Consider the following 23,950-nt stretch of genomic DNA (forward strand, 5'->3'; position numbering starts at 1 on the left):
GCATTATTGCTGACGTAACATGTGGTCTAGTGTTAATTAAACGAGTGGTCCTTGTATTAATCGCTATAATTTGCTTCGTGAAAGTCTTGAAGATGGAGAAGGTCTAAAGCATTGCTTGGTAACGGAAATTAAAAAGAAACTGGCTTAGTTGTTTTACCCTTTAAACTAATTAGGATCATTTCATTTCGGTATCTTTGGGATCATCAACAATGGTATAAGAATCAGCTTCAGTGTGTTTCTTATCAAGTTCAAAAATATCAAAAAGAGACTGGGAATAAACTAGCTCTTTAAATAAAAAAGAAGGAAACAAAACACTGAAAAAATTGTTTTGGCTGCACTCTTAGATAGACTCCACACATGCAAAATATGTTCTTCAAATGGCCAAAGACCGTTTCCACATCAATCTTATGTTGACCACATTTTCGTTTTCTTTCATTAACTCCTGATAGAGCGCTAATGCCTCAACCTGTAATTTAGTTTGGAAGCGGTCAACGGCTTGCCGCCAAAAAATATTTGTTGGCATCAGCTTCAATTTTGATACAATCAATAAAAAGGACCTATTCTTAAACTAGGTTCTCTTTCCAGAGCAGATTGTTAAAGTAAGGAAAACGCTATTTAATTAGCTAATACGCTTGCCTGCTTGCGCGAAAGTTATTAATCGTGTAGCAGGTCATTGTCTGCTTGTCAATTAAATAAATTTTCGGTTAGTATTTGGACGATCTAACGGCCAGAAAAGACTTTACGGCTATAGGCAAAAAGCAAATCCTGGGCATACTAGCAGGATAATATGTCGGACGGCCAGTGACTCGAGGGATAACCCACTAGGGGAATGGAATCGACAAACTGACTAATGGCATTAACTAGGTGATTTTGCAGCATAACAAAGTCTAAATTAAGTACTAAAGCAGACTGGTCTATGGTATTAATTTGGTATATTGTTCTTGGTCTCTAATCTATTTGAAATTTGGTAATTAAATAATAGCAAGACCAAGAGCGTATGTATACAGAAAAAGCGTTGAACCTGCAAGTTCAACGCTTTTTCGTGGCTTAAAGAATAGTTTTTCCAATACTTTTTTATTTTACCCTATTTTCGTTTAGCATGCGTCTTTGATTGCGCATTGTCCTGCCCGTAATACGCGTTTTGACCGTGCTTGCGGTAGTAATGCTTATCCAGCAAATACTGCGGCAAGTGGCTATTTGCCCGCGTTAACTGCAAGGTGTGGTAATCTTCCTCAGCCACCACTTCTAAGACTTTTGCATTATAAACTGCCTTAGCGGCTGTTTCACCCCAAGTAAACGGGCCGTGCTGGCTGACTAAACAGCCCGGCGTTGCTTCATAATCCAGGTGGCGCTCTTTAAAGGTGCGCACAATCGTCTTACCAGTGTTGCCCTCATAGTCTTCTTCAATTTCGGCTTTAGTCAAAGCATCAGCGGCCGGTACATCAGTATAGAAGGTATCGGCATGCGTCGTGTTTAGTGCCGGAATGTCCATTTGTGCCGCCGCAAAGGCTACCGCCCAAGGCGAATGCGTGTGGACAATCCCGCCAATCTCAGGAAAATGATTGTATAAATATGTGTGTGTCGGAGTGTCGCTTGACGGATTGCGGCTGCCTTCCACTACTTCGCCCTTTAAATTAACCACGACCAAATCCTCGGGCGTCAGTTCTTCGTATGGCACACCAGAAGGCTTAATAACAAATAACCCCTGCTTGCGGTCAATGCCAGAGACATTGCCCCAAGTAAAGGTGACTAGATCCAGCCTGGGCAGCTGCATGTTCGCCTCATAGACTTTTTGTTTTAATTGTTCAAGCATTTGCTCTTCTCCTTTACTTAAATTGCTTCCTGCTCGATGCCCACCTGCGCAAAGAGGCGGTCAAAGAAAGCTTTGGCAGCTTTGACTTCTTCCACTGCCTGTTCATCGCCGTTATCACCAGACCACATCTCAATGGTAAAACTGCCATTGTAGTTTAACCGAACAAGCAGACGCAGCAGACCGGCAAAGTCAACGCAGCCGTCACCAAAAGGCACGTTCTTGAACTGCCCCTCTGAAGTTGCCGTTACTGGTTTACTGTCTTTTAAGTGAATCGCGCAAATGGTGTCAATGTAGTTTTCTAATTCTGCCGGGACATCGTTTTCCGGCCAGGCACTTAGATTACCTAAATCAGGGTAAGCCTGCAACCAAGGACTTTTAACCAGGTCATGATAATGACTGATTTTGGCCAGGTTATTAATAAACGGGTCATCCATGGTTTCAATTGATAGCATAACATTCTTTTTAGCTGCCAGGTGAACGCATTTAGTTAGATTTTCAACGTATAATTCGCGCGATAAGGCACTTTTGTCTTCATAATAGACATCATAACCAGCCATCTGAATATTGTGAATGCCTAAATCAACGCATAAGTCGACGGCTTTGGCTAGCATCTGCACAGACTTTTGCCGGACAGCAGGATCCTTTGACCCCAGCGGAAAACGGCGGTGCCCTGATAACATCAGATTGTTGATCCGCATCCCTGTTTGCCACATCAGATCCCGCATGTGGCTGCGCTCTTCGTGGCTCCAGTCAAGCCGGGCCAAGCGAGCATCGCTCTCATCAACGGAAAATTCGTAAAAATTAAAGCCCAGTTCATGGGTGAGCTCAAAGGTCTCGCGCCAAGATAGGTTTTGTGGCAGGGCTTTTTCATAAATACCTAGTGAATTAACGGTCATTTTCTACTCCTAAATAATTTTTAGTGACCTAACAAAAAAGAGGCGCCAATGATTATTCATTGCTCCCCTTTATCAGTTAGCCCCAGATTCGCTTAATTTCGTCCTTAAACTGCTTGCTGACAGCATGAGGATCATCAGCACCAGTAATTGCGCGGCCAGCAATAAAAGTATAAACGGGAACACCTTTAAATAGCTGCAAAATCTCAGGATGAACACCACCAGTGACTGAAACCTTGAAGCCCATCGCAATTAAATTCTTGACGTTTTCAACGTCTTGCTCAGACCACTTTTGACCGGCAAATTTGGCGTCCCGACTTTGGTGGTAAACCACTTGGTGGATGCCGTGGTCAAGCCATCCTTGCATTCTATCCTTATTATCCCAGCCCTCATAAAGCTCAACCTGAACCTCAATTTCCTTTTGGGCATTACTCATTGTAGGGACTGTTGCAGCATTAATGCAGGTCATCCAGTCTGCCCCTGCTTCACGACAAGATACACCACATTTTGTCCCGGCATCGGCACATTTAACATCGGCTAAAACAATCTTATCGGGAGCCATTGCTCGCAAATTCTTAACGGCACTCATTCCGTCCCGGTAAACTAAAATTGTTCCCGCCTCAACGACATCGATTTGATCTTCTACTTGGCGTAAAACACTGATTGCCTGGGCCGTATCGTTACAATCCAATGCTACTTGCATCATTGGTAAATTCATTTTTTGCTCCTAATCTTTTTTAAACTTAGCTGGAATGTCTGAAGCATTAATTTTGTCTTCTACCTCTTTAGCGGAAATAACATTCTTAATGCCAATTACTTCTCCACCGCGCTTTTTTACCTCATCAAACATCTTAATGAATGGTATAGAGGTAAAAACAACATCATAGTTACGGGCAATTCCCTTTGCCTCTGAAATTGAAGTGTGATCAGCCTGAGTAATTTGGTAACCTAATTTTTCCATTGTCTTTTTTACTGTTCTGAGTAACATCAAACTTGTTCCAGAACCATTTGCACATGCAGTTAAAATCTTCATAACTAAATCTTTCCTTTCTAATTATTTTCTTTACCATTTAATTTTTGCCATTCTGGATAATCTTCAGTAATCAAAAAGTACCCTTCCGGATCTGCCCGGTATTGCAGCTGTGGTATTGCCAAAAGCATGATAATAATGAGTGCGACACCGAAGTAGCCCAAGTATTTCATGACGACAGTGAAGAATGGCCAAACTGTTGCCCAGTCGAACATGCCAAGGTAGCCACCATATTTAGCCATGCCAACCCAGGTAGCAATTAATGCCGAGCCGGCAACTTGAATCAGGCCGGAAATAAAGGGCATGATCATTGCACATTTATAGCCGCCGCGATTATTGGAATATAAGCCGATAGCAGCGTTGTCAAAGAACAACGGAATGAAGCCAGCAATGACTAAGGTTGGTGAGTGGAAAATTAACAACAAAATAATCATCGTAAACTGACCTAGTGCACCAAACATAAAACCAATGGTTTGTGCATTTTGGGAACCAAAACCCAGTGTTGCAGCAACATCAATACCAGGAACTGCCCCAGGTAGCCATCTGTCAGAAATACCGGTAAAGGATTCCGTTAGTTCATTAACGAAAGTTCTAACGCCGAGCTGTAAGATTGCAAGATAAACGGAAAATTGTAGGGCAGTCTGTAAGATGTAGAAAATGAAACTTTGCCCTTTTTGCATAAAGTGCGCTTTGATCAAATAATCAGGTCCTAAGACTACCAGAATTGCACCAATAAAAATCAACATTAAGATAGAAGTTGAAACCATGTTGTCATTAAAGATTGACATGAAACTTGGCAATTTAATATCTTCAAGCCGTTTATTTTTGTTTTGGTTTTTCTTTAGCGCGTGCTTTTCAATAATCTCTGATAATTTAGCGAAGAAATATATTCCGAACATTTGCTGGTGCGCAACGGCAAAACCCGCACCGTCAGTTAATTCCTGCGTAATACCAACGGTTAAATTAGAACCAACAGCCCAGTAAAGGCCAAGAATTAAACTCATAATTGCTAAAATTGAAAAGCGGTTCAGTTTTGGAAAACAGAATAAAATTAACCAAAACGCTGTTGCTGCCTGTTGAACTTGGACATTACCGGTCGTAAAAACCGCCCGCAATTTAGTGTATTTAGAAAACCGCACCAATAAAATATTGATAATGTAAGCAAATAATAATAGCAGCATTGTATCCGCAAATGACCGGCCAAAGCGCTGCATGATTCCCGCGTTAACCGCATTTTGACCAAAATAAGGGTCAATAATCATGGCGCTGAGGTGGAAACGGTCTTTTAAGCCGACTAAGATGGGACGGAAAGTATTAACTAACCCGCCTGATCCCGCAGCTAAGATGAAATACCCAACAGTTGCCTTTAAAAAACCTGATAATACTTCGTACCACTTTTTGTGCTCTAAGATATAACCAATCAAAACGATAAAACCAATCATAAAGGCTGGTTGATTTAATACGTTCGTGGCGAAGTAACTCCAAATAGCTAGTAAGACATTCAAAATATTTTGCATTTTCTTTACCTGCTCTTTTCTTTACTTTCGTCATGCTTAGCCATGACTTGTTGGTAATCGGTAAGATTTTTGACGTGACACAGGTCTTCAATCATGCCATCTTCCATTAGTAAGTTAGATAAATTAGCAATATTTTTCATATGGGTAGCATTATCTTTGGCAGCTAGCATAAAGAACAACTGAGCGTCTTTTTCTGGATCATTTTGGTCGAAGGAAACCGGTTGTTCAAAAATCGTTAGACCAATACCAGTCCCTAAAACCCCAGAACTATCAGCTTGTGAATGGGGCATTGCAACTCCGGGTACAATTACAATATATGGCCCATATTGCTTGACATCTTCTATGACCTGATCAATATATTTATCGGTAACAAGGTTATTTGCCTTCATTACTTCCCCGGAGACTCTGATGGCTTCTTGCCAATTTTGGGGATGCTTTTGACTGATATTAATCAGATGATTTTCAAAAAAATAACGTAACATGATTCCTCCTACCAGATAATTAACCAAAAAGTGAATTATAATAACTCTGGGAATGGCAAATCAGGATCATTCTTAAAGGCATCATGGAATCCTCTATCATACATGTATTCAAACTTGTCCTTATCTTGTGGGAAGTTAAATTCACCACCGACTTGCCAAATATATGGCTTAAATTGATATTGTAAGCGGTATCTCTTACGATCCCAAAGAGCCAAAATATCCTTTGGGTCACTGTAAAAATTACTCCAAATGTCATAGTGCATTGGAATGATAACCTTTGTATTAAGTGCTTCAGCCATTCTTAAAACTTGGGAATCATCCAACTTATCGGTAATACCGCGTGGGTTCTCACCATATGCGCATAAAGCAACGTCAATTTTATTTTCATTACCATGCTTAACAAATGTGTTGGAATAGTGTGAGTCACCTGAGTGGTAGACATTGCCGCCTGAAGTTTCAACTAAATAGTTAACGGCAACTTTAGCCATTTCGATTGGTTTAGTACCGGCAAGCTTTACGTTAGGGTCATCTTCTGTTACCAGTTCAGTCCGGTCAAATGCTTCTAAAGCCTTAATTGTTACGGAACCAACCTTAACTTCATCACCGGGCTTGACGACCGTAATTTTTTCAGCGGGAACACCCCATTCTTCCCACTCATCGGCAACGCCTTGCGGGCCAATAAATTTAGCGTTCGGACAAAACTTGTTAACGCAAGCTGCAGTATAAATATCCAAATGGTCATGGTGTGTATGCGTCACGCAAAGTGCGTCTAAATCTCTAATTGCAAATGGATCAATGACATAAGGTTTATTACGAAGATTTGGTTGCATTGCCTCACCACCAGTCATCCGCATCATTTGGTGACCTTTGCGCATTTTACCGTCACCATGAGTGTGTTTACCGGTACCGTTCCACATGTCAATCGCAATATTTGTTCCTTCGTGTGTCTTAAGCCAAGTACCCATACAGCCTAGCCACCAGATTGCAAATGATTTTGCAGGGATCTTTTTAGCTGCAATTTGTTCATTTAAAAAAGTGCCCCATTCTGGAAAATTATTTTCCGCAAAGACTTCTGGTGTAACTTGATTGATATTCGTTGGATTTGTCATGTTTTCCTCCTAAAATTTTTCCTTTAAGCTTGTTTTCATGGTAATTATATTTTAATCTGATAACGCTTTCAACCATATTAAATGATAAATAATGTTTTATATGGTGTTTTAGCAAAAAATATCAATATTTATTGATAATTAATTGGTTTTATGATATTTTTCATAATCAACAAGTGTTATTCAAGAGGTTATAGGTAGCTCAAAATGAAAAATTCATATCAAGTAATCAAAAATCGGCGCAAAAAAATAATTGACTTGCTCAATCATCAAAAAAACATCTCCTTAGATGAACTTTGTCAAAAACTGGGCGTATCAATCATGACTGTGCGGCGAGATTGTAGTAATTTAGCTAATCAAGGCAAAATCATTCAGGATAAAGGGACGGTTTCGCTGGTCAAACCTGAAGAAGTGCCTTTTACCGATTCTGTCAGTTACATCAAAAAGCGACTCGGTGAAGAAGCAGCGGGTCACATCGAAAAACATAACTGGGTTTTCATTAATTCAAGTACAACTGCTTTCGAAGCAATTCCTTATTTATTGCAAAAAGACGTCAATATTCTGACCAACAATGGCTATGCTGGCAATCTCGATATGCGTAATAGCAACAGCAAAATTATCCTTAGTGGCGGCAACATCAGTCGCAAAATGATTATGAGCGGTGATCTAGCAGTTGATCCGTTCCTAAAAATTTACGCCGATTGGGCAATTATTGGTTGCGCCGGATTAAGTCTCGAGCATGGCATCTCAACTCCCTTCATCGAAGAAGCCAAAGTTAACCAGGCAATTATTAAGCATTCACGTAAGCTAATTGTGGTTGCAGACTACAGCAAATTTGGTCAGTTTTCGAACTTCACCATTGGTCACGCAGAAGACATTGATTTACTAATTACCGACTCTTTTACACCGAGTCAAACAATTACGGAGTTTTTCAAAGCTGGTGTTCAGGTAGTCCAAGTTCAGTTATAAACAAAAAAGAATCTGAGCAATAACTCTTCTAAACCAAAAAATCCTATTAAATTTCGGTATTGCTAAACCTTGATTTAATAGGATTGCTGCTTTTAGTTAAAAGATATTTTGGTAATAAGTCTCAGATTCTTTTTTATTTATCTCCTACTGGTTATGGGTCACCGCCATATTTTTTCCGTAATTTCAAATCATGATGGATTGCTAAAACCATAATTAGTGTCCAAACTATGCAGATTATGATTAATGGCCAAACATCTAGTACACGCTTGACATAAACAGAAAAATCAGCTTTTAATGGAAAAATAAAGTAACCAATTAATGCAGCCCATGGAACTAAAAAAGGTATACAAGATAAGAATAGTTCAACCTTTTTAGGATAGAGCCTTGGCCTACTATAGATTTCTCGCTCATGTGTTTTAACGTAAAAAGCTGCAATTACTACGCCAATTATTAAAACTAATTGGCCAGCTTGAAAAATGTTTATGAATAGTTGTTGACCGGCTTGCATTAGCTTTCACCCCACTTTGGTTTAAAAATCAGCATTTTAGCTAAATTTAATCATGCCAAACTCCTTCTGAATCTTGTGCTACCCAATTTGCATCTTGATATCTTCTTGCTTTTTATGACACCCGTTGTAACTAGATAGATTATCTACCCATGTTTATGAGTGATTTTGAGCAATAGATGAACCTATAAAATTCAGCCCGCACATTGTCTAATTGTGTGGAGACATCTTGAACAGTTAAAAACATAAAAATATCGTAATAAACATTTACTCTAGTATTGACTGCTGGATTACTGCGAAAGATTGACCTTAATCTACAAGATTCAATTCGATTTTAATTTGCTGATAATTTACGCGTTTTTAATGACATCATATTTGCGGGTTTTGTTAATGGATTAATAACTAATCCATTGTCTTTAACAAGCTTGTTTGAAATATTAAGTTGCTTTTGAGCACCTTCAATTACATTAGGTAAAAACTTAGCACTATTAGGAATAGCAATTTCAAAATGATTGTTCTTAACAATAACATATTTATTGATTTTCTCATAGTGATCACCTCATACCAAAGTTATAAACTTTTAACTAAAAACGTATAATAAATTCAGTAATATATTTAAGGAATTTATTCAAAAAGAACTCTAGCATAATATAATTCCTAATTTCATAATATCATGCAATCAGTTTTTAATGTGTTCAAATTTTGCACATCATGTATTTGAAATAATTATAAAGGATACATTAATATTTATTTTTAATAAAAATTACAGGTGTATAAGTAATTCTGAGTATCAAATTCACAAGTTGGGAGTGTCACACTGACTAACCCAAAGGTAATTAGCAAAAAATATGATGACATTAATAGAATTGCTATAAGTCTTCAAGCTTTATTATTAATAAATCAAGCTAAAAAATTAAGTCCAATCTATTTTGTTTAATTATTTGTCAAAAATAAAAATATTCACTATTACATATATCTATTTTATAAATAATGGCATTATTATTGATTATTTATAGTTACACCATAATCATTATTTTATAAAATACCTTTATAATAGACGCCCTTAACAAATAATTAGTGAATGCACTAGCTAAATCTTGCTCTAATGGCGTTAAAGAATTATTTAGATAGCAATTACCTTAAGTATGCTACTAATGGCTGAACTGGCTGATTTTTTAGACTATCGTTCTCATAAAAACCGCTAGGTGCTGTTGTTAAGACTATAGAATATGTAAATTTAATTCACAAATAGCTTAAAACTTAAATTTAGAAATTAAGAGAATTTAAGATCCTGTTTCAAAAATGTAGGGTATCTCCCTTAATCGACTAATAGATGTTAACTTCTTGTACAAAATCAGTTAATCATGCAAAGATATAGCTATAAAGAAGGTGTTTTAAAAAATGGCTCTTTGAAGTAAAAAGAAGCCAACAAAACACCAAAAAGTTGTCTTATCTGCTTTTTATTCTTCGTAACAACCGAAGAAACAAAAAATATCAATTACTATAACAAGCTAAGAGGACTAACCCGATTGAATGTAGGGAATTAGTCCTCAGCTGAAATTTATTAAACTGTCGTAATTTTTGGGCCCATATCAGGCTTTTTATTGCTTTTTTAGATAATTTATCTTGGCCTGATAATCATCAATCAGTAAGTTAAGATTTTGTTTTCCCCTATGACGACCATAAACGATTATGACTGACCCCAGCATGCCAATAATCAGTAAAATAACCCCTAAAATAAATAGCCCAACTGTCTTAGAGTAGAAATAGTAGCACAGGACAACACCAATTGCACCAGTTGCTAAGAAAAACTGCAGCCAGTACTGAAGATTTTGCAGCATTTTCTTTTGGTAGTTTACCTCGGCTTGATATCCCTTGGTTATTTCTTTGATTTCCATTCCCATTTGCTCCTGATTTAGTACTTCAAGCCTGGATTGAAGACGCCAAGTACAACACCAATAAAGGCAACACCGATTAAAATAATCATTGTCCAGATGGCAGAGACATGTTTTTTAGCCATTAACCACCAGCAAAATAACGTGATAATAACAGTTAAAATTCCGGGAAAAATACCATCTAATTGCTTTTGCAAATCAAGAAAGACATGACCAGTATTATCTTTTAATTGCAATGAAGTTGTTACATTAACCCAAGTTGCCAAGACGCCACCAACAACCATACCACCAACAATTGAAATTGCTCGGCGAACGGCCTTTCCTTGCTTACCAACAAGAAATCCTACAGCCTTATCGCCCAGCTTATATCCACGGAAGTATAAAAAGCGCTGACCAAAATAAGCAATTAAATCCCAAGCAATAATATAGAAAATTGCTCCAATCGGGGATCCATTTCTGGACATCCCTAGGGCAATACCTAACAAAATTGGAATTAACGTACCATCAATTAGCGAATCACCAATGCCAGCAATTGGGCCCATCAAACCTGCACGCATATCATTGATTGTCTCACCATCAATATTTTCACCATTTGCCCGTGCTTCTTCCAAACTAGCTGTTGTACCAATAATAATTGATCCTAACATTGGATTAGTATTGAAGAATGCAGTATATGCCTTAATGTTTTCGGTCTGTGTCTTATTATCGTTGGGATACAGTTCCTTAATAATTGGCAGCATAGAGCACAAATAACCGAATGTCTGCATATGTTCTTGTGAAAAACAGGTTAATGCTCCCCAAAACCACAAGTTAAAAGATTTACTTAAGGTCTTATGACTTATTCTTTTCTTTCCTGCATCCATCGTTAAATATCCTCCTCTTCTTCATCATCAATAGTCTCATTGGTAGAAGCAAACTTTGTATTTGCAGATGATTTCCCAGAATTTTTAGCCATTTCGATTTCATACATAATTACTGCAAATAATAATGAAATGACCGTCACAGCAACAAGATTAAGGTGTAACGATGCCGCTAAGGTGAAGCCTACTAAAAATGGAATAAAATCTGTAGCTTGATTAATAATTTGACGCAATAAAATTGCTATCCCTACACATGGAAGCATGGCACCAACGGTAAACAATGTCTTCATCGGAATACCGTCCATTGGAAGCGCAGTTCTTAATGCCGTAACTGCTTGTGCACCAAAGTGCGTCATCAGTAAAGTTGGCAAAAAAGAAAATACCAAGTGAGAAACCCATGGCCAACCAAAGTCAACACTATATAAGCGATTCAATTTACCATTTTCAATATCTTTCCAGCCAAACGCTTGCCATATTAAGTTCATAAAGGCTACAGCATAGAACAATACTGACCCAACTGTTCCTACCAAAGTAGCAAGTGATTTTGCCATATTGGCGGCATCCGCACCTAGTGGATTCAATCCACGAGAAGAAATTGCCACCATTGCTAAAGGAATACCAATATATGAAATTGCTCTAACGTCAGCTGCAACTGTTCCACCGGGTGTAACAAGAGCAATATAAACTAATTGCGTGGCAACGCCACAAGCAATGCCCAGAGGAATATTGCCTAAAACAATCCCGCAGACTAGTCCACCAACTAACGGGCGGCCGATAGTATAATTACCTACTGCTTGACCAGCCATACAGGAATTTGAACAAAGACATGCAAAAATTCCAAGAATGGCGGCTTGTACCCAACTTATAGTCATTTTTTCTCCTTCTTCTAAAAATTAAAAACTAACTTTTTAAATTAACTAAACTGAAACTTAATTGGACCAACTCTAATAGCCAAATTTAGCCTTAAATTTATCCCAATAACCTAACTGTTTATCCGGAAGTAAAGCAAAATGGACTTTATACCCTTTTTGACTGATTGCTTCAAATGCATCTCCTTCTTCTTGCGTAAACGACTGATTGCTTCCCAGTTTAATAGCACCTGGACGATCATTACCTGGTCCCACAATTAGTTCTTTTTGTTCACTCGGGACAAAGTTAAGATCAACCAAAATATGTTTCATATCTTGCGGGGTTTTGGTAATCAAGAAATAGCGCGTTTGGGAACTTAAGACTTTTTCTCTAACATCATTAAAATGTTTCATGGTCCAAATAAAAGTTTTCTTACCTTGATCTTCGCCAGCAGATTTATAAGCTGACTTCAAGATTGGATTAGAAGCAGCCTGATCATTTACAGCAATAATTCCGTCGCACGGACGCTCTTTAGCCCAGCGAGTAGTGATTAAGCCATGAATAATTCGGTCATCAACCCTAATTAATGAAACTGTCATTTTTTCTCTCCTAAAATCTAAATATCATCTTCGTCATCTGTTAGTTGTGAAATTTTATATTGTTTGATTGCTTTTTCTCCTTCACTTAAAGCCGCTTTTGCTAGTTCTTCTTTGCTCATGATGCTTAAAGAAACGATAGCAGTTAGGGCCATTGAAAAATTCATTCCACCTAAAACTACTGCCTTTTCTAGGTATCCTTTTTTAGAAAATGAATCCAAAAATGTAGTCAGCGGACTTCCGCCAATAATATCTGCTAAAATCACGAATTCATCATTCTTTTTAAATTGCTGCTCCTGCAAAAAGCGGTCAACTTTTGTTTCAAAATCTGTAGCCGATTCACCATTATGAAGACACAATGCAAAGCACTGCTTAGTGGAATCTCCAGCAAACATTTCAAGCGAAGTTTTAATGCCCTCCGCAAACTTGCCATGAGAAACCAATATTAAATATTTCAATTCGTCATTCCCCTCTTTTCTTATTGCAAGTAAAAATTATCACAGATTTTGGATGCGCTACCAGTGCTAAATGTCATCAATCTGAGTGTGACATTTGTCACTATTTAAAGCGCTTTCCTGAATATTGTTGATTGAACAGGATTTTTCAGCAATAATAATTTATATGAAAAGCATCAGCTTTTTACTATTAATAAATAAACGAGATGTTGACATTGAATTTGCCGAAACCAAAAAAGCAGCATAGAAAAAACCAAAACCCTTATACACGAATTTTACTGGGCATCGAACTGCTTTTCGCTGCATTTTTTATTTTGTTAGTCTACTTAGTCTTTATTGTTAATCCAAGCCAAAATAAGCAAACAAAGATTGGCTCTACCTACATGACAATGAACAATAGTTTTTACCCTGTTTTAAATGAACAAATCGCTAATTACATCGATAACCGTCATGGTCGATTATATAATCGCGATCCTGCTTTAATTGTTGATAAACAGGTCCAGGAACTTAATTCATTTATCAATCAGGGTGTCAACGCAATCATTATTAATCCCGTTGATGGTAATAGTATTAAAATCCAAGAAGCCCTGCATAAAGCTAAAACTAAGGGTATTAAAGTTATTGTCGTCGACTCGCAAATGAAATCTGACCGTTATGTTGACTGTACTATATTGTCTGATAATTACCGGGCAGGACAGCTTTGTGCTGAACATTTATTAAGAAGCAGAAAAAGCGCAACTATTCTCCTTCTTGAGCATTATTCAGCTTATTCGGCTAATAACCGTATTCAAGGCTTCACTGATACTCTCAAAAAATCGCCTAATCACAGAAATTTCCATGTCGTAGGTAAAATTAATACTTATGGCCAGTCCGAGATTACTTTACCGCTAGTAGAAAAGGCCTTAAAGAATGGAGCTAAATTTAACACCATTATGGCTTTAAATGATCAGGCTGCAGTTGGAGCCCTAGCTGCAATCGATGAGGTAGGAGTAAAGCGACAGATTGATGTGTACAGCGTAGACGGTTCAGAAAACATGAAAAAGCTGCTTGGAGTTAACCACAACGCGATTGCTAGTTCTGCGCAAACACCAATTAATATGGGAAAAACAGCCGTTAGAGTCGCTTATAAATTAATTGCCGGCAAAAGAGTCCCCCCAAAAATTATCCTGCCCGTTTATTTGATTACTAATAAAAACATTAATCACTACAATGTTTTGGGGTGGCAGTGATGCCAAAGTTTAAGTATTTGATCGTCTTGCGCAGAATGATGTTATGGCTAAACTTTTTTGCAATTTTGTTCAACGCAACCTTGTTTATTTATGCCACAGATTATGTTATTAAAACTGAACAGTCTTACCAGTTGCTTTCCTCTTTACACCACATTCCTGATTCTCCTCAAACTATTTTTTGGCAGAGTATTATTAGTTTTGTAGTTTTAGCTTTTGTAATGCTATTTCATCATCATACCCAAAAATTTAGCCATAATTCGCAGTTGAACAACTTAATCATACTGATCGAATTTATCTTGGCCATTACTGTTTTTGTTACACTACGAATGACTTATAATGGTATTTTTTTACTTATTTTTGTTGACTTTATTATCAGCAACCGTAACCAGTACAATTTTCGCGACTATCTGATCTGGGTTTTAGTTGTTGGCTTTTTGCTTATCATATTGCTAGTAACAGATTATTCAATTTTGAGTCACTTCATGACATTGCCGGATATAACTACTTATTTAAGTTTTTTGCCCGGAAAAATTGGACCTTCGCTTGTTTTCTGGAAAAACTTTATCACTACTTTAAATTTAACTTTATTTATCCTAATTTTAATTTATTTCGCAATTTATCAGCTAAATCAGGAAAACGACATTCAAAACAAACTTGCCTTAGCCTCTAAGGCAAACTATGAATTAAAAAACTACGCTGCTTTTTCCGAATACATCGCCAAAGATAGAGAAAGAAAACGAATTGCTCGTGACATTCACGATTCAGTTGGACATGCTTTGACAGGAATTGCAGCAGGAATTGATGCTACTTTGGTTTTAATTGATATTGATCCTGAAGCAACTAAAAAGCAGCTAACTAAGATTCAAGTAGCGGTAAAGCAGGGTATTAAAGATGTCCGCAAAGCCGTAAATCGTATAAGACCAGGAGCACTTACCAACTATACGCTTGAAGAATCATTAAAAAAGATGTTGAAGGAATATGCTGACATTTCCCGAATCGAAATTAACTTTTCCTACCACTGGGGATCAACCGATTTTGAGAAAACGACCGAAGACGTGGTCTTCCGCATCATTGAAGAGTCGATTACCAACTCACTACGCCACGGCCATGCCAGTGAGGTAAGCATCAAATGCACTAAAAGCGAAAGCAATATTTACCAGATGATAATTAAAGATAACGGACTAGGAGCAACAAACTTCAGGCCGGGTTACGGAATTACACAAATGAAGGAACGTGTAGCGATTATTAATGGTAAGATCAGCTTTGATGGCAAAAATGGTTTTACTACTAAGGTTGAAATTCCAATAGAAGGTGACACAGATGATTAAAATTATGATTGCAGATGATCAACAACTGATTCGCGATTCGTTAAAAATTATTTTAAACGCTAATCCAGACTTTTGCGTAACGGATACGGTTGCAAACGGTCAGGAGGTTTTAGATAGTATTAAAAAGAAGATGCCTGATATCATCTTGATGGACGTTAGAATGCCTAAGATGGACGGTACTGTCTGCACCAAGTATGTCAAGGAAAAATATCCTAACATAAAGGTAATTATTTTAACCACATTTGATGACGACGACTTTATTTTTAGTGCTTTAAAATATGGAGCTTCTGGCTACCTTTTAAAAGGTGCATCAACTCAAGATTTATATAGAGCTGTCAAAACTGTTTATAACGGTGGGGCAATGATTAATCCCGATATTGCAGAAAAAGTTTTCAAGCTATTTTCTAAGATGGCTCAGGCAAATTACGCAATTCAGGTTAATGACAAGGACACTAAAAACTTTTCTAAGCATGAGTGGCGCGTGATTCAACAAGTTGGGTTTGGACTTTCCAACAAAGAAATTGCTGCCAAGCTGTTTTTATCAGAGGGAACAGTTCGTAACTACATTTCTAAAATTTTGGATAAGTTGCAGCTGCGGGATCGCACACAGCTAGCTATTTGGGCTGTACAAACTGGAATCACTAGCGAATCAATTGGTGATGATGATGAAAGTTAAGAAAAGATTATTTATCATCATCGCGTTAATTATTGTGTTTATTACGAGTGTCGTTGTTTGGAAGCGTCATATCACTGAACAGCAAAAAACTTTAACCATCGGCCTCTATACTAGCAGCAGCTGGGACGTGCCCAATGGTCACCAATACCACGTAATCGATTATGCAATCAAGAAGTTTAAAAAAGAACATCCAGAAATTAAAATCAAGTATGAGGGTGGAATCCAGCAGGACGATTATCGCAACTGGCTTAGTGAAAAGATCATTGAAAATAAGACTCCTGACCTAATCATTGTCCCCAACCGAGATTTTAATGCTCTGGCCAGTGAAGGCGCATTTAAAGACCTACGTCAAATGATGCAAAAGGATCGGATTCAGCCTGCTGTCTTTTACCAGAGCACCCTAAAAGCCGGACAATATAATGGCCAACAACTTGCTCTGCCCTATGAAGCTAACCCGACTTTGATGGTAATGAACAAAACTTTGCTAAAAAAATTAAAGATTGCTACGCCGAGTGAAAATTGGACGCCAAGCCAATTTTACAGGCTTTGCCGACGCGTTGTTTATTCCACAAAAAAGCGAAAATACTATAGCGTTACCATGAATTATAATTGGCAAGATGCCCAGCTAGCATATGGGAATCAACTTTTTAGCAAAGATGACAATAACGTGCAGCTAACTACTGATACCGCCAGGAAGGCCTTTTCCTTAATTGAAAATATCACTAACGACCAGCCCTCATACAATGTCACCTCTCGTCTTTTTGATAAAGGCAGCGTAGCGTTTATGCCTTTAGGTCTGGCCCAATATCGGACTTATACTTCCTATCCATTTCACATCACACGTAACAACAATTTTGTCTGGGAGTGCACAAAAATGCCCGGAATTAGTCACGCACTGGCCACACCAATGGAGACTACAATGTTTGCCATTTCCAGCAAGGCGAAAAACGCCCAAAGTGCGTGGGAATTTATGAAACTTTTATGTACGAATAAGAACATTCAACGCGAAGTAATGAAAACCAATATGGGCACTTCAGTTTTATCCAGTGTCGTTAACAGTCCTGCTGCACAAAAGATACTCGATGAAAAAGTAATCAGTTATCATAATTTAACTACCAAAAAACTGGATTTGATTATGAAAGACGGAGCAATCAGCCCAAAATTTAAGTCTTATAATAATAAGCTAGAAAGACTAGATTATAAGATTCAAAACGCTTTAAAATCCGGCGACTTAGAAACTCAATTGTTTAATATTCAGCTCCAGGTCAACCAAACTGACGAAGAATAAAAAGCAAAACAAAATCCATTTTCTATAACCTTGAGGTTAAGAAAATGGATTTTTTAATTAGCAAACTTTAAAAATTTGCTTTCTTCACAAACGCATTCTTACCAACTATGTAATACTTTTTACCATTAATCTTAATGGCAGCGCCATATGTTCTTACTGCAGATTTTTTCTGCAGTAACAGCTTCTTAATTCGTTTAGCTTTGTTATCGTAGACAAACGCATTATGCTTCAGTTTTCTTTTTGTCCCAGAAATATTGGCAGCCAAAATGCAGCGCTTATTGGTTAGAACATAATATCTTTTACCATTAATCTTCTTTATGCCATAAGTTCTGACGATTGAGCCAGCTTTAAGTTTATATGATGTCCTTTTTTCTTCAGTAGTATATATAAAAGCATCGTGCATTACAGTCCTTTTCTTAGCTTTTTTGCCATTAGTATGATCTGCAGGTTGTTTTGGTTTACCCGCCTCATTTTCGACTTTTCCAGCATCAACATTTGAAGTAGTATTGTCATTACTTGTGCTGCCCGTATTTTGCGTATTATTACCTGTTGAACTGCCACCTGTGTTATCGGTATTTCCCGACTGTTGCTCGAAACCCACTAGTTTCGTGCCTACTTGACCATAAGCAATGTCAAACTGGTTGACTTTGTTTTCATCTTGGGCTTCCACCTTGACGTCTTGCACATTATTGACGCAAAAACGGGCTAATGTCGCAGTTTGACCGTTGGAAAAGAACAATTCAATGACATTTTTATCCGTGAAGGCAGTTATTGAAAAGTCGTTAATGCCTTTCAGGCCGGAATCATTAATGTAACCCAAGCCGCTGGCCAGACCATTCTTATAGTAATCAGCCGCACCACCGGATAGCTCGCTGCTTTGTCCCGCAATACGATATTTTCCGGTTGCCGGATCAAAAATAATAAAGTTGCTGTCTTTACCTTGAGTGAAAGATATTTTAACCGCACCCTGATAATTTTCACTATTTTTAGTAGAAAAATGCAGATTAAATTTGCTGTTAACAGGCTGTTGGGTTAAATTAAGCAGTTCATAATAATTGTTTTTAGAAGCAGGCTGATTTCCAACAGTGCCAGTTACCTTTTTGTCCGGATCTTTTTCAAGATTCTCAGTAACTGGCGAGCTGGAGATAGTTAAATCATTGTTTAAAGTGATTTTTCTAGCTAACGTATAAGTTCCAAGCCGGGTTGAATTTGGTGAAAAACCACTTTGATTTGCCTTAATGCCAGAATTTGTATAGTTCCAGTTTCCTACCCAACCCATTGTAATGAGTGAATCATCGGCTTGAGTCAAGTCATCGCTGCCAGTGAAGTTTGCACCGTAATAATCCGTCCCTTGGTCCATTCTTTTAGCATTAGTTTCTGGTACAAACAGACCCTGATCATTTAAGTGACCGACAATATAATAGGTGCCGGTAGTCTGCCCAGCCTGTGGTGCCTTAGCACCAAAGAATAAAACCTGTTTAGTGCTGCCATTGGTCATCTTCATACTTCTGACAGCTGGACATTCAACGGGTGCTTCAAACGGTAGTCCTTTAAAAAAGAGATCACTAGATAATTTGCTGTCAGCCTGATTAGTATTAGCGTTGGACCAGACAAGTCCATCTTCAGACTTATATACCCCGATCTTATCGCCTTCTGCAGCGTACATAATCAACTTACCCTTCCAGTAAAAGACAGAAGGATCACGTTCATCTGAACGATTAATCGATGTCCATGGCCAATAATGGTCTAGAATAATTTTCTTGTCATTTAACGGGTGGCTAAAAGTTTTCCCATTATCATCCGACCAAGCAGTCCATATATTTTGTTGATTATCTTTATTGCTCAAGCCGGAAAAATATGCGACTTTAGCCCCCTTAGGTACACCAGCAATATTACCTTGATTAGTAATAATACTTCCAGTCCAAGCACTGCTCCAAGCATCACCAATGTCACCTTTTAAATCAGCAATTGCAATATTAGGCTTGCTAAAATGGATAAAGTCCCTAGTGGTTACGCGTTCCCAATTCTGCTTGGCACCCGTATCACCATTGACTACTTTTTCTGTATGAAGATAATAGATATTCCATTCTTTATTTTCGCTATCAAAAACAATAGTCTGTAAATCATTTGACCAGCCCTCTTGCGTATCCAGATGAAAAGAACTTGTCCGTTCGGAGGAAGTATCACTTGGCTTCAAAAATGTATACCCATTATCACTATATCCATTTGAAACATACTTGCCATCAAGCAAAGGGTCGTTTTCATCAGCCGTAGAAGTTGCTTGAGTGTTTTTCACCTGTTCCAATAAAGTACTTGGGATATTTGTGGTACTTGCAAAAACTTTAACTGCTTTCATATTTACGAGACCAACACTCAAAATGGCTGTTACCGCAATCGAAGTAGCTAACCGGAGCTTATTAATTATCATTATTGTGCCTCCAAAAATTCTATTAGTATTTTTTAAAAGCGCTTTCTAAGTCATGACAACTTCATTATATATGTTACTCAGTAGGTATAGTAGATGATAAATGTCACTTTCTTATGGACTTGTGATTTTGTACAGTCGACTTCAAAAAGCACCGTTACAAGCTCCTTATTATAAAAAAGTGTGCCCAACAGGTTAATTGCTAAGCACATTTTGACATCATTTTTACATTAAATATTTAATTACTTGGTCAATATCTTGTTCTTTTTTACTTTGCGATATTTCGTTATTTTTTAATATTTCAATCGCATGCTGAACCATGGAATATACTTGCTTATCATCATTGCTGTCAAGGATAAGATAACTGATTTTAAAATACGATTCTAAGTTTGATGTGTTCTCTTCATCAAGCGATTTTTTAATTAAATACCTAAATATTGCTTTCAGGTTACGTGTTCTTTTGCGTTTTTCCTGCTTTTTATCATAAACTGGTAAAAACAAAGCAACACATACTGCTGCGATCTCTGCAAATGCAGTAACCCACTCTGACAATGGTCCAATATTCATAATAGCACCCCACAAATTTAACCTAGTTATATGAAACAAAACGCCTGGGCAACAAGACGTTTTTGATAATTATAAGACTATAATTACTATTTCACCATTTTTCTATAACTAATAATCTGTCTAGAAAAAATGTGAATTATCGCCACAATTATCTCTATATATGAACTGTTTATTTAGAATCAAAATAAAGGAGATAAAAATGATAATAAAAAACGGTTTTATAAGAGATGGTGGTTTTGGCTAATTACTATTGTGGTAATCTTCATTACAAATGGTATTAGAAATGGTTCTGAAGCTGAAACTAATAATAACAGTGAACCAAAATCAGCAAAAGTTGAAACGAATACTGCCTCTAAAAATTCAAAGGAAAAGAAAAGCAGCAGTGTAAAAAAACTTGCAGCTAAGAAAAAAGCAGCTGTCGAGGAAACTGCTCAAAGAAAAGCAAGACAAAAAAGCTCAGCTACAAAAAGACGAAAAAGGGCTCAAAAAGAAGCTAAAATAAGACATAATAGGCAGTTAAAACTGCAAAGAAAAAGACAGCAGAAACAACTAAAACAGCAACAACAAAAGCAATCTGCTGAAAACAAGCGTAACAATCAAACTGTCTATGTAGCACCAAATTCCGGCAGAAGGTATCACTTTGATCCAGACTGCAGAGGCTTAAGACCTGCAAACGGAAATATTACTAGTATGAAGTTAGGGCAGGCTATTCGTCAAGGCTATACACTATGCAAATGGAAATATTAAAAAAAGAGGTTAATGACAATGATAAAAGTAGGTCTAAGAAAGCCAAGTCTCAAAAAATCTATTGCTGCAAGAACCAAGGGTAGAGCTACGAGAGCTCTAAAAAAAGCAATCATTCCTAATTACGGGAAACGCGGTATGGGTTGGGCACATCCGAAGCAAAAAGTGTACAATGCCCTTTACAGCCGAACTACCATTGATTCACGAAAATTATTTACTGAAGCCAACAGTCAAAAAATCAAAACAAAAAGTGCGACAAATAGGCAAGCAAACTCTGCTAAGTTTTTTAACGAAAAAAATACCGTTCAAGAAAGCCGTATTAACAGTAATAATGATCATCAAAAAAAAGCGTCAAAAATCAGATATTTTAAGGTCAAAAACCAAAAAGACTGGAAAATTAACCGGATATTTTATTATATAAAAATTATCCGCTCTTGCTTTCTGTGGTTTGGAGTGGCTGTATCAGTTATCGGGTACCTTGAAATAGGTCTATTACCACTCTTGATTTGGCTTGTACTTAAATTACCTACTTTGCCATTTGGAGAACCGATTGCACCTTCAAAACTTAAAAAAACACAAGAAACGCAAAAATTCAATGAGAAATAAACATCAAAGCAAAGCTTAGTATTTTAATACTGCTATAAACTTAAAACTAAAATAAAAGCAAGTCAGCCTAATTGGTAAACTTGCTTTTTTGTAACTCTAATTGAATAGTTTATCCTCTCAGTTCACTTTGTTTAAGCTAAACTATCGTAAACATTTAATTATGGTACATACTTTTTCATAATGCTAACTTTTGTTAACAGCATTTTACACTATATAAAAGTACAATTATGTGCGCGGTTTTTACATTTACCAACCTTCTTTTATTATTTACTATTGATTATGGAAAACGCTTTTATAGTGGAAAAATAGAACTTTAAAAATGGAGGTTTTCAATGATCAATAACTCAAATTTATGTCTTAATCGGAAGTCTGCTCCCGGTCTTCCAATTACGGATTTTATTAAACTAGCACATGATTTAGGAATTAAGCACGTAGAATTGCGCAATGACCTGGGTAGTGAGCCAGATAATAAGAACATTTTGGACGGAATGAGCATTTCTGAGTTCAACGACTTGTTAAAACAGTATGACGTTCAGGTTGAAGATATCAACTCACTAGGCAGTACTGATCTATTGTCGCAAAAAGAGGATAATCTTAAAGACTTAAATGAAATGATTACAATTGCTAAGGGCATTGGTGCAAAAAAAATACTTTTTTGTCCAGTTATGGATAAGCATGATTATCGCAGCAATAATGAAAAATTTACCGAAGGCGTCAAGACAGTCAAGGTTTTTGCAAAGCAACTTGAAGAAGAAGGAATGTCTGGACTTTTTGAAACCTTAGGCTTCCCAGAAAGCTCTGTAAGAACACCTTTTAGAGCCATTGACATTATTAAAGAAGCAGGAGCCGATAACTTTAAAGTAGTTGCAGATTTATTTCATTGGTTTATGGGTGGCGTTACACGAAAGGACTTAGACGAAAAATTGGATGTTAGTCAAGTAGGACTAATCCACATGAGTACGGTTGAAGTTAAAAGACCAAAATCAAAACTGACAGATCAAGATCGGGTACTTTTAGGTGATCCAAATCACGATAATATTAGTGCTTACGATACTATTAAGTGGTTTGCAAACAGCCAGTTTGACGGTTTATTTTCCTTTGAACCATTTTCCAATGAATTACGTAAATGGAATTACGAAAAAGCTAAAGCAAATCTTACAACCAGTATTGAAATGCTGAAAAAAATATAGGAGGAAACAACTATGCTAGAATTAAATGATTTTTGTGTTAATCGTTGTTGTGCAGGCGGTCTCTCATTACCCGAATTTGTTAAATTAGCAAATGATGTGGGTGTTCACAATATTGAACTTCGCACTGATATTCATCAAGGCAGTAATTTTTTAGATGATTTAACTACTGATGAATTTAACAACTTACAGCGCAACTATGATGTACATGTCGCCAATATTTCTGCCGAATTTAACTTAGATGATCAAAGTAATTGGAACCAAAAACTTCAAGAAGTCACTAAATTAACGGAAATTGCGCAGAAAATTGGTGCGCAGAACATCCTTTTTACTCCTATTCGAAACACCGATGATATTCGAACTGACGAGCAAAAATTTGCCGATTTAGTTCACAATATTCGTATTTATTCTGATATTCTCGGTGCAGTGGGTGTAAACGGACTTGTTGAGCCACTTGGCTTTGGTGACTCATCACTCCGCTTTCCGTGGGTTGCACAAAGAATTCTTCAAGAAGCCGATGCTAAAAACTTCAAGTTAATTGCCGATACTTTCCATTACTATAAGGCAGGTGTTACTAAAGATGACTTTACAAAAAAAGTTGATGTCAGCCGGGTTGGTTTAATCCACCTCAGTTCAATCACGACTAACAAGAACCCTGAAGAGGCAGACGACGCTGACCGCTACTTTATTTCTGATAATAAAGATGATGTAATGAAATCAGTAGAGCAAGCAAATTGGTTTAAAGAAAGCAACTATTTTGGTCTTTATTCTTTTGAACCATGTGCTCCTGAAATTAATGACTGGAGTTATGATAAATGCAAGAAAGAAATCTCAAGTAGCATAGAAAAGATTATTGCGGGATAAAGAATAAAAAATAATCTGTTAATGACTTATTAGATGGATAAGTTGTTAACAGGTTTTTATATTAAG

General features: G+C 37.2%; 25 protein-coding genes. 9 read left to right on the top strand and 16 right to left on the bottom strand.

Annotated features, from left to right (window positions below; genetic code table 11):
• Positions 1–373: 373 nt before the first annotated feature.
• The 8 genes from J3U73_RS06335 to ulaG form a co-directional block, all read right to left on the bottom strand.
• Entirely contained in the window at positions 374–547 is a 174-nt protein-coding gene (locus J3U73_RS06335; RefSeq protein WP_267409887.1) for a hypothetical protein, read from the bottom strand.
• Positions 548–1,084: 537 nt separating this feature from the next.
• A complete protein-coding gene (locus J3U73_RS06340) occupies positions 1,085–1,813 on the bottom strand; it encodes an L-ribulose-5-phosphate 4-epimerase (protein WP_267392524.1) in 729 nt (242 codons plus the stop codon).
• Positions 1,814–1,830: 17 nt separating this feature from the next.
• Positions 1,831–2,709 carry an L-ribulose-5-phosphate 3-epimerase gene (locus J3U73_RS06345; RefSeq protein ID WP_267392525.1) on the bottom strand — a complete coding sequence of 293 codons (879 nt, stop codon included), beginning with the start codon at positions 2,707–2,709 and terminating at the stop codon, positions 1,831–1,833.
• A 76-nt stretch (positions 2,710–2,785) separates the two neighbouring features.
• Entirely contained in the window at positions 2,786–3,424 is a 639-nt protein-coding gene (locus tag J3U73_RS06350; RefSeq protein WP_267409889.1) for a 3-dehydro-L-gulonate-6-phosphate decarboxylase, read from the bottom strand.
• A gap of 9 nt (positions 3,425–3,433) precedes the next feature.
• Positions 3,434–3,739, bottom strand: coding sequence for a PTS sugar transporter subunit IIB (locus J3U73_RS06355; protein WP_220269043.1), 306 nt, complete (start codon positions 3,737–3,739; stop codon positions 3,434–3,436).
• A gap of 17 nt (positions 3,740–3,756) precedes the next feature.
• Positions 3,757–5,253, bottom strand: coding sequence for a PTS ascorbate transporter subunit IIC (locus J3U73_RS06360; RefSeq protein ID WP_220269042.1), 1,497 nt, complete (start codon positions 5,251–5,253; stop codon positions 3,757–3,759).
• A 5-nt stretch (positions 5,254–5,258) separates the two neighbouring features.
• Complete coding sequence (locus J3U73_RS06365) at positions 5,259–5,735, bottom strand: PTS sugar transporter subunit IIA (protein ID WP_220220629.1); 477 nt, start codon at positions 5,733–5,735, stop codon at positions 5,259–5,261.
• Between the two features lie 35 nt (positions 5,736–5,770).
• Positions 5,771–6,844, bottom strand: a complete 1,074-nt coding sequence (gene ulaG, locus J3U73_RS06370) for an L-ascorbate 6-phosphate lactonase (RefSeq protein ID WP_267409891.1) — start codon at positions 6,842–6,844, stop codon at positions 5,771–5,773.
• Between the two features lie 204 nt (positions 6,845–7,048).
• Here ulaG and J3U73_RS06375 point away from each other — a divergent pair, with 204 nt between their 5' ends.
• On the top strand, positions 7,049–7,810 hold the full coding sequence (locus J3U73_RS06375) for a DeoR/GlpR family DNA-binding transcription regulator (RefSeq protein WP_267409893.1): 762 nt from the start codon (positions 7,049–7,051) through the stop codon (positions 7,808–7,810).
• Positions 7,811–7,961: 151 nt separating this feature from the next.
• Here the strand turns inward: J3U73_RS06375 and J3U73_RS06380 are convergent, their stop codons facing one another.
• The 6 genes from J3U73_RS06380 to J3U73_RS06405 form a co-directional block, all read right to left on the bottom strand.
• Positions 7,962–8,318 carry a hypothetical protein gene (locus J3U73_RS06380; protein WP_267409895.1) on the bottom strand — a complete coding sequence of 119 codons (357 nt, stop codon included), beginning with the start codon at positions 8,316–8,318 and terminating at the stop codon, positions 7,962–7,964.
• 1,598 nt (positions 8,319–9,916) lie between these two features.
• On the bottom strand, positions 9,917–10,213 hold the full coding sequence (locus J3U73_RS06385) for a DUF202 domain-containing protein (protein WP_267409897.1): 297 nt from the start codon (positions 10,211–10,213) through the stop codon (positions 9,917–9,919).
• Between the two features lie 17 nt (positions 10,214–10,230).
• Positions 10,231–11,073 (bottom strand): PTS system mannose/fructose/sorbose family transporter subunit IID, encoded by an 843-nt coding sequence (locus J3U73_RS06390; protein WP_220235091.1) that lies wholly within the window; start codon positions 11,071–11,073, stop codon positions 10,231–10,233.
• A 2-nt stretch (positions 11,074–11,075) separates the two neighbouring features.
• Positions 11,076–11,942 (bottom strand): PTS mannose/fructose/sorbose/N-acetylgalactosamine transporter subunit IIC, encoded by an 867-nt coding sequence (locus J3U73_RS06395; protein WP_220269038.1) that lies wholly within the window; start codon positions 11,940–11,942, stop codon positions 11,076–11,078.
• Positions 11,943–12,014: 72 nt separating this feature from the next.
• Positions 12,015–12,518, bottom strand: a complete 504-nt coding sequence (locus J3U73_RS06400) for a PTS sugar transporter subunit IIB (protein WP_220269037.1) — start codon at positions 12,516–12,518, stop codon at positions 12,015–12,017.
• A gap of 17 nt (positions 12,519–12,535) precedes the next feature.
• The gene (locus J3U73_RS06405) at positions 12,536–12,973 is read right to left on the bottom strand and encodes a PTS sugar transporter subunit IIA (protein ID WP_220269036.1); all 438 of its coding nucleotides are present in this window, start codon (positions 12,971–12,973) and stop codon (positions 12,536–12,538) included.
• Positions 12,974–13,185: 212 nt separating this feature from the next.
• On the opposite strand from J3U73_RS06405, the gene J3U73_RS06410 reads away from it, so the two are divergent.
• From J3U73_RS06410 to J3U73_RS06425, 4 genes are read left to right on the top strand one after another with little or no spacing between them, the layout of a single operon-like run.
• Entirely contained in the window at positions 13,186–14,199 is a 1,014-nt protein-coding gene (locus tag J3U73_RS06410) for a substrate-binding domain-containing protein (RefSeq protein ID WP_267409899.1), read from the top strand.
• The gene (locus J3U73_RS06415; RefSeq protein ID WP_267409901.1) at positions 14,199–15,527 is read left to right on the top strand and encodes a sensor histidine kinase; all 1,329 of its coding nucleotides are present in this window, start codon (positions 14,199–14,201) and stop codon (positions 15,525–15,527) included. Before J3U73_RS06410 ends, J3U73_RS06415 begins: the two co-directional genes overlap by 1 nt.
• On the top strand, positions 15,520–16,203 hold the full coding sequence (locus J3U73_RS06420) for a response regulator transcription factor (RefSeq protein ID WP_220269033.1): 684 nt from the start codon (positions 15,520–15,522) through the stop codon (positions 16,201–16,203). The genes J3U73_RS06415 and J3U73_RS06420 overlap by 8 nt, the downstream gene beginning before the upstream one ends.
• Complete coding sequence (locus J3U73_RS06425; RefSeq protein WP_267392529.1) at positions 16,193–17,491, top strand: ABC transporter substrate-binding protein; 1,299 nt, start codon at positions 16,193–16,195, stop codon at positions 17,489–17,491. The genes J3U73_RS06420 and J3U73_RS06425 overlap by 11 nt, the downstream gene beginning before the upstream one ends.
• Positions 17,492–17,558: 67 nt before the next feature.
• Here J3U73_RS06425 and J3U73_RS06430 read toward each other — a convergent pair whose 3' ends face one another.
• Positions 17,559–19,919, bottom strand: coding sequence for an SLAP domain-containing protein (locus tag J3U73_RS06430; RefSeq protein ID WP_267409903.1), 2,361 nt, complete (start codon positions 19,917–19,919; stop codon positions 17,559–17,561).
• A gap of 222 nt (positions 19,920–20,141) precedes the next feature.
• Positions 20,142–20,483 carry a hypothetical protein gene (locus J3U73_RS06435; RefSeq protein WP_267409905.1) on the bottom strand — a complete coding sequence of 114 codons (342 nt, stop codon included), beginning with the start codon at positions 20,481–20,483 and terminating at the stop codon, positions 20,142–20,144.
• Between the two features lie 252 nt (positions 20,484–20,735).
• Here J3U73_RS06435 and J3U73_RS06440 point away from each other — a divergent pair, with 252 nt between their 5' ends.
• The 4 genes from J3U73_RS06440 to J3U73_RS06455 all read left to right on the top strand — a co-directional run bounded on the left by J3U73_RS06440 (position 20,736) and on the right by J3U73_RS06455 (position 23,884).
• A complete protein-coding gene (locus J3U73_RS06440; RefSeq protein WP_267409907.1) occupies positions 20,736–21,230 on the top strand; it encodes a hypothetical protein in 495 nt (164 codons plus the stop codon).
• 18 nt (positions 21,231–21,248) lie between these two features.
• Positions 21,249–21,833 (top strand): hypothetical protein, encoded by a 585-nt coding sequence (locus J3U73_RS06445; protein WP_267409909.1) that lies wholly within the window; start codon positions 21,249–21,251, stop codon positions 21,831–21,833.
• A gap of 332 nt (positions 21,834–22,165) precedes the next feature.
• Complete coding sequence (locus tag J3U73_RS06450) at positions 22,166–23,023, top strand: TIM barrel protein (RefSeq protein ID WP_267409911.1); 858 nt, start codon at positions 22,166–22,168, stop codon at positions 23,021–23,023.
• A 12-nt stretch (positions 23,024–23,035) separates the two neighbouring features.
• The gene (locus J3U73_RS06455; RefSeq protein WP_103752829.1) at positions 23,036–23,884 is read left to right on the top strand and encodes a TIM barrel protein; all 849 of its coding nucleotides are present in this window, start codon (positions 23,036–23,038) and stop codon (positions 23,882–23,884) included.
• The last annotated feature ends 66 nt before the right edge of the window (positions 23,885–23,950 follow it).

This window comes from Lactobacillus sp. B4005 (assembly GCF_026536045.1).
Lineage (GTDB): Bacteria > Bacillota > Bacilli > Lactobacillales > Lactobacillaceae > Lactobacillus > Lactobacillus panisapium.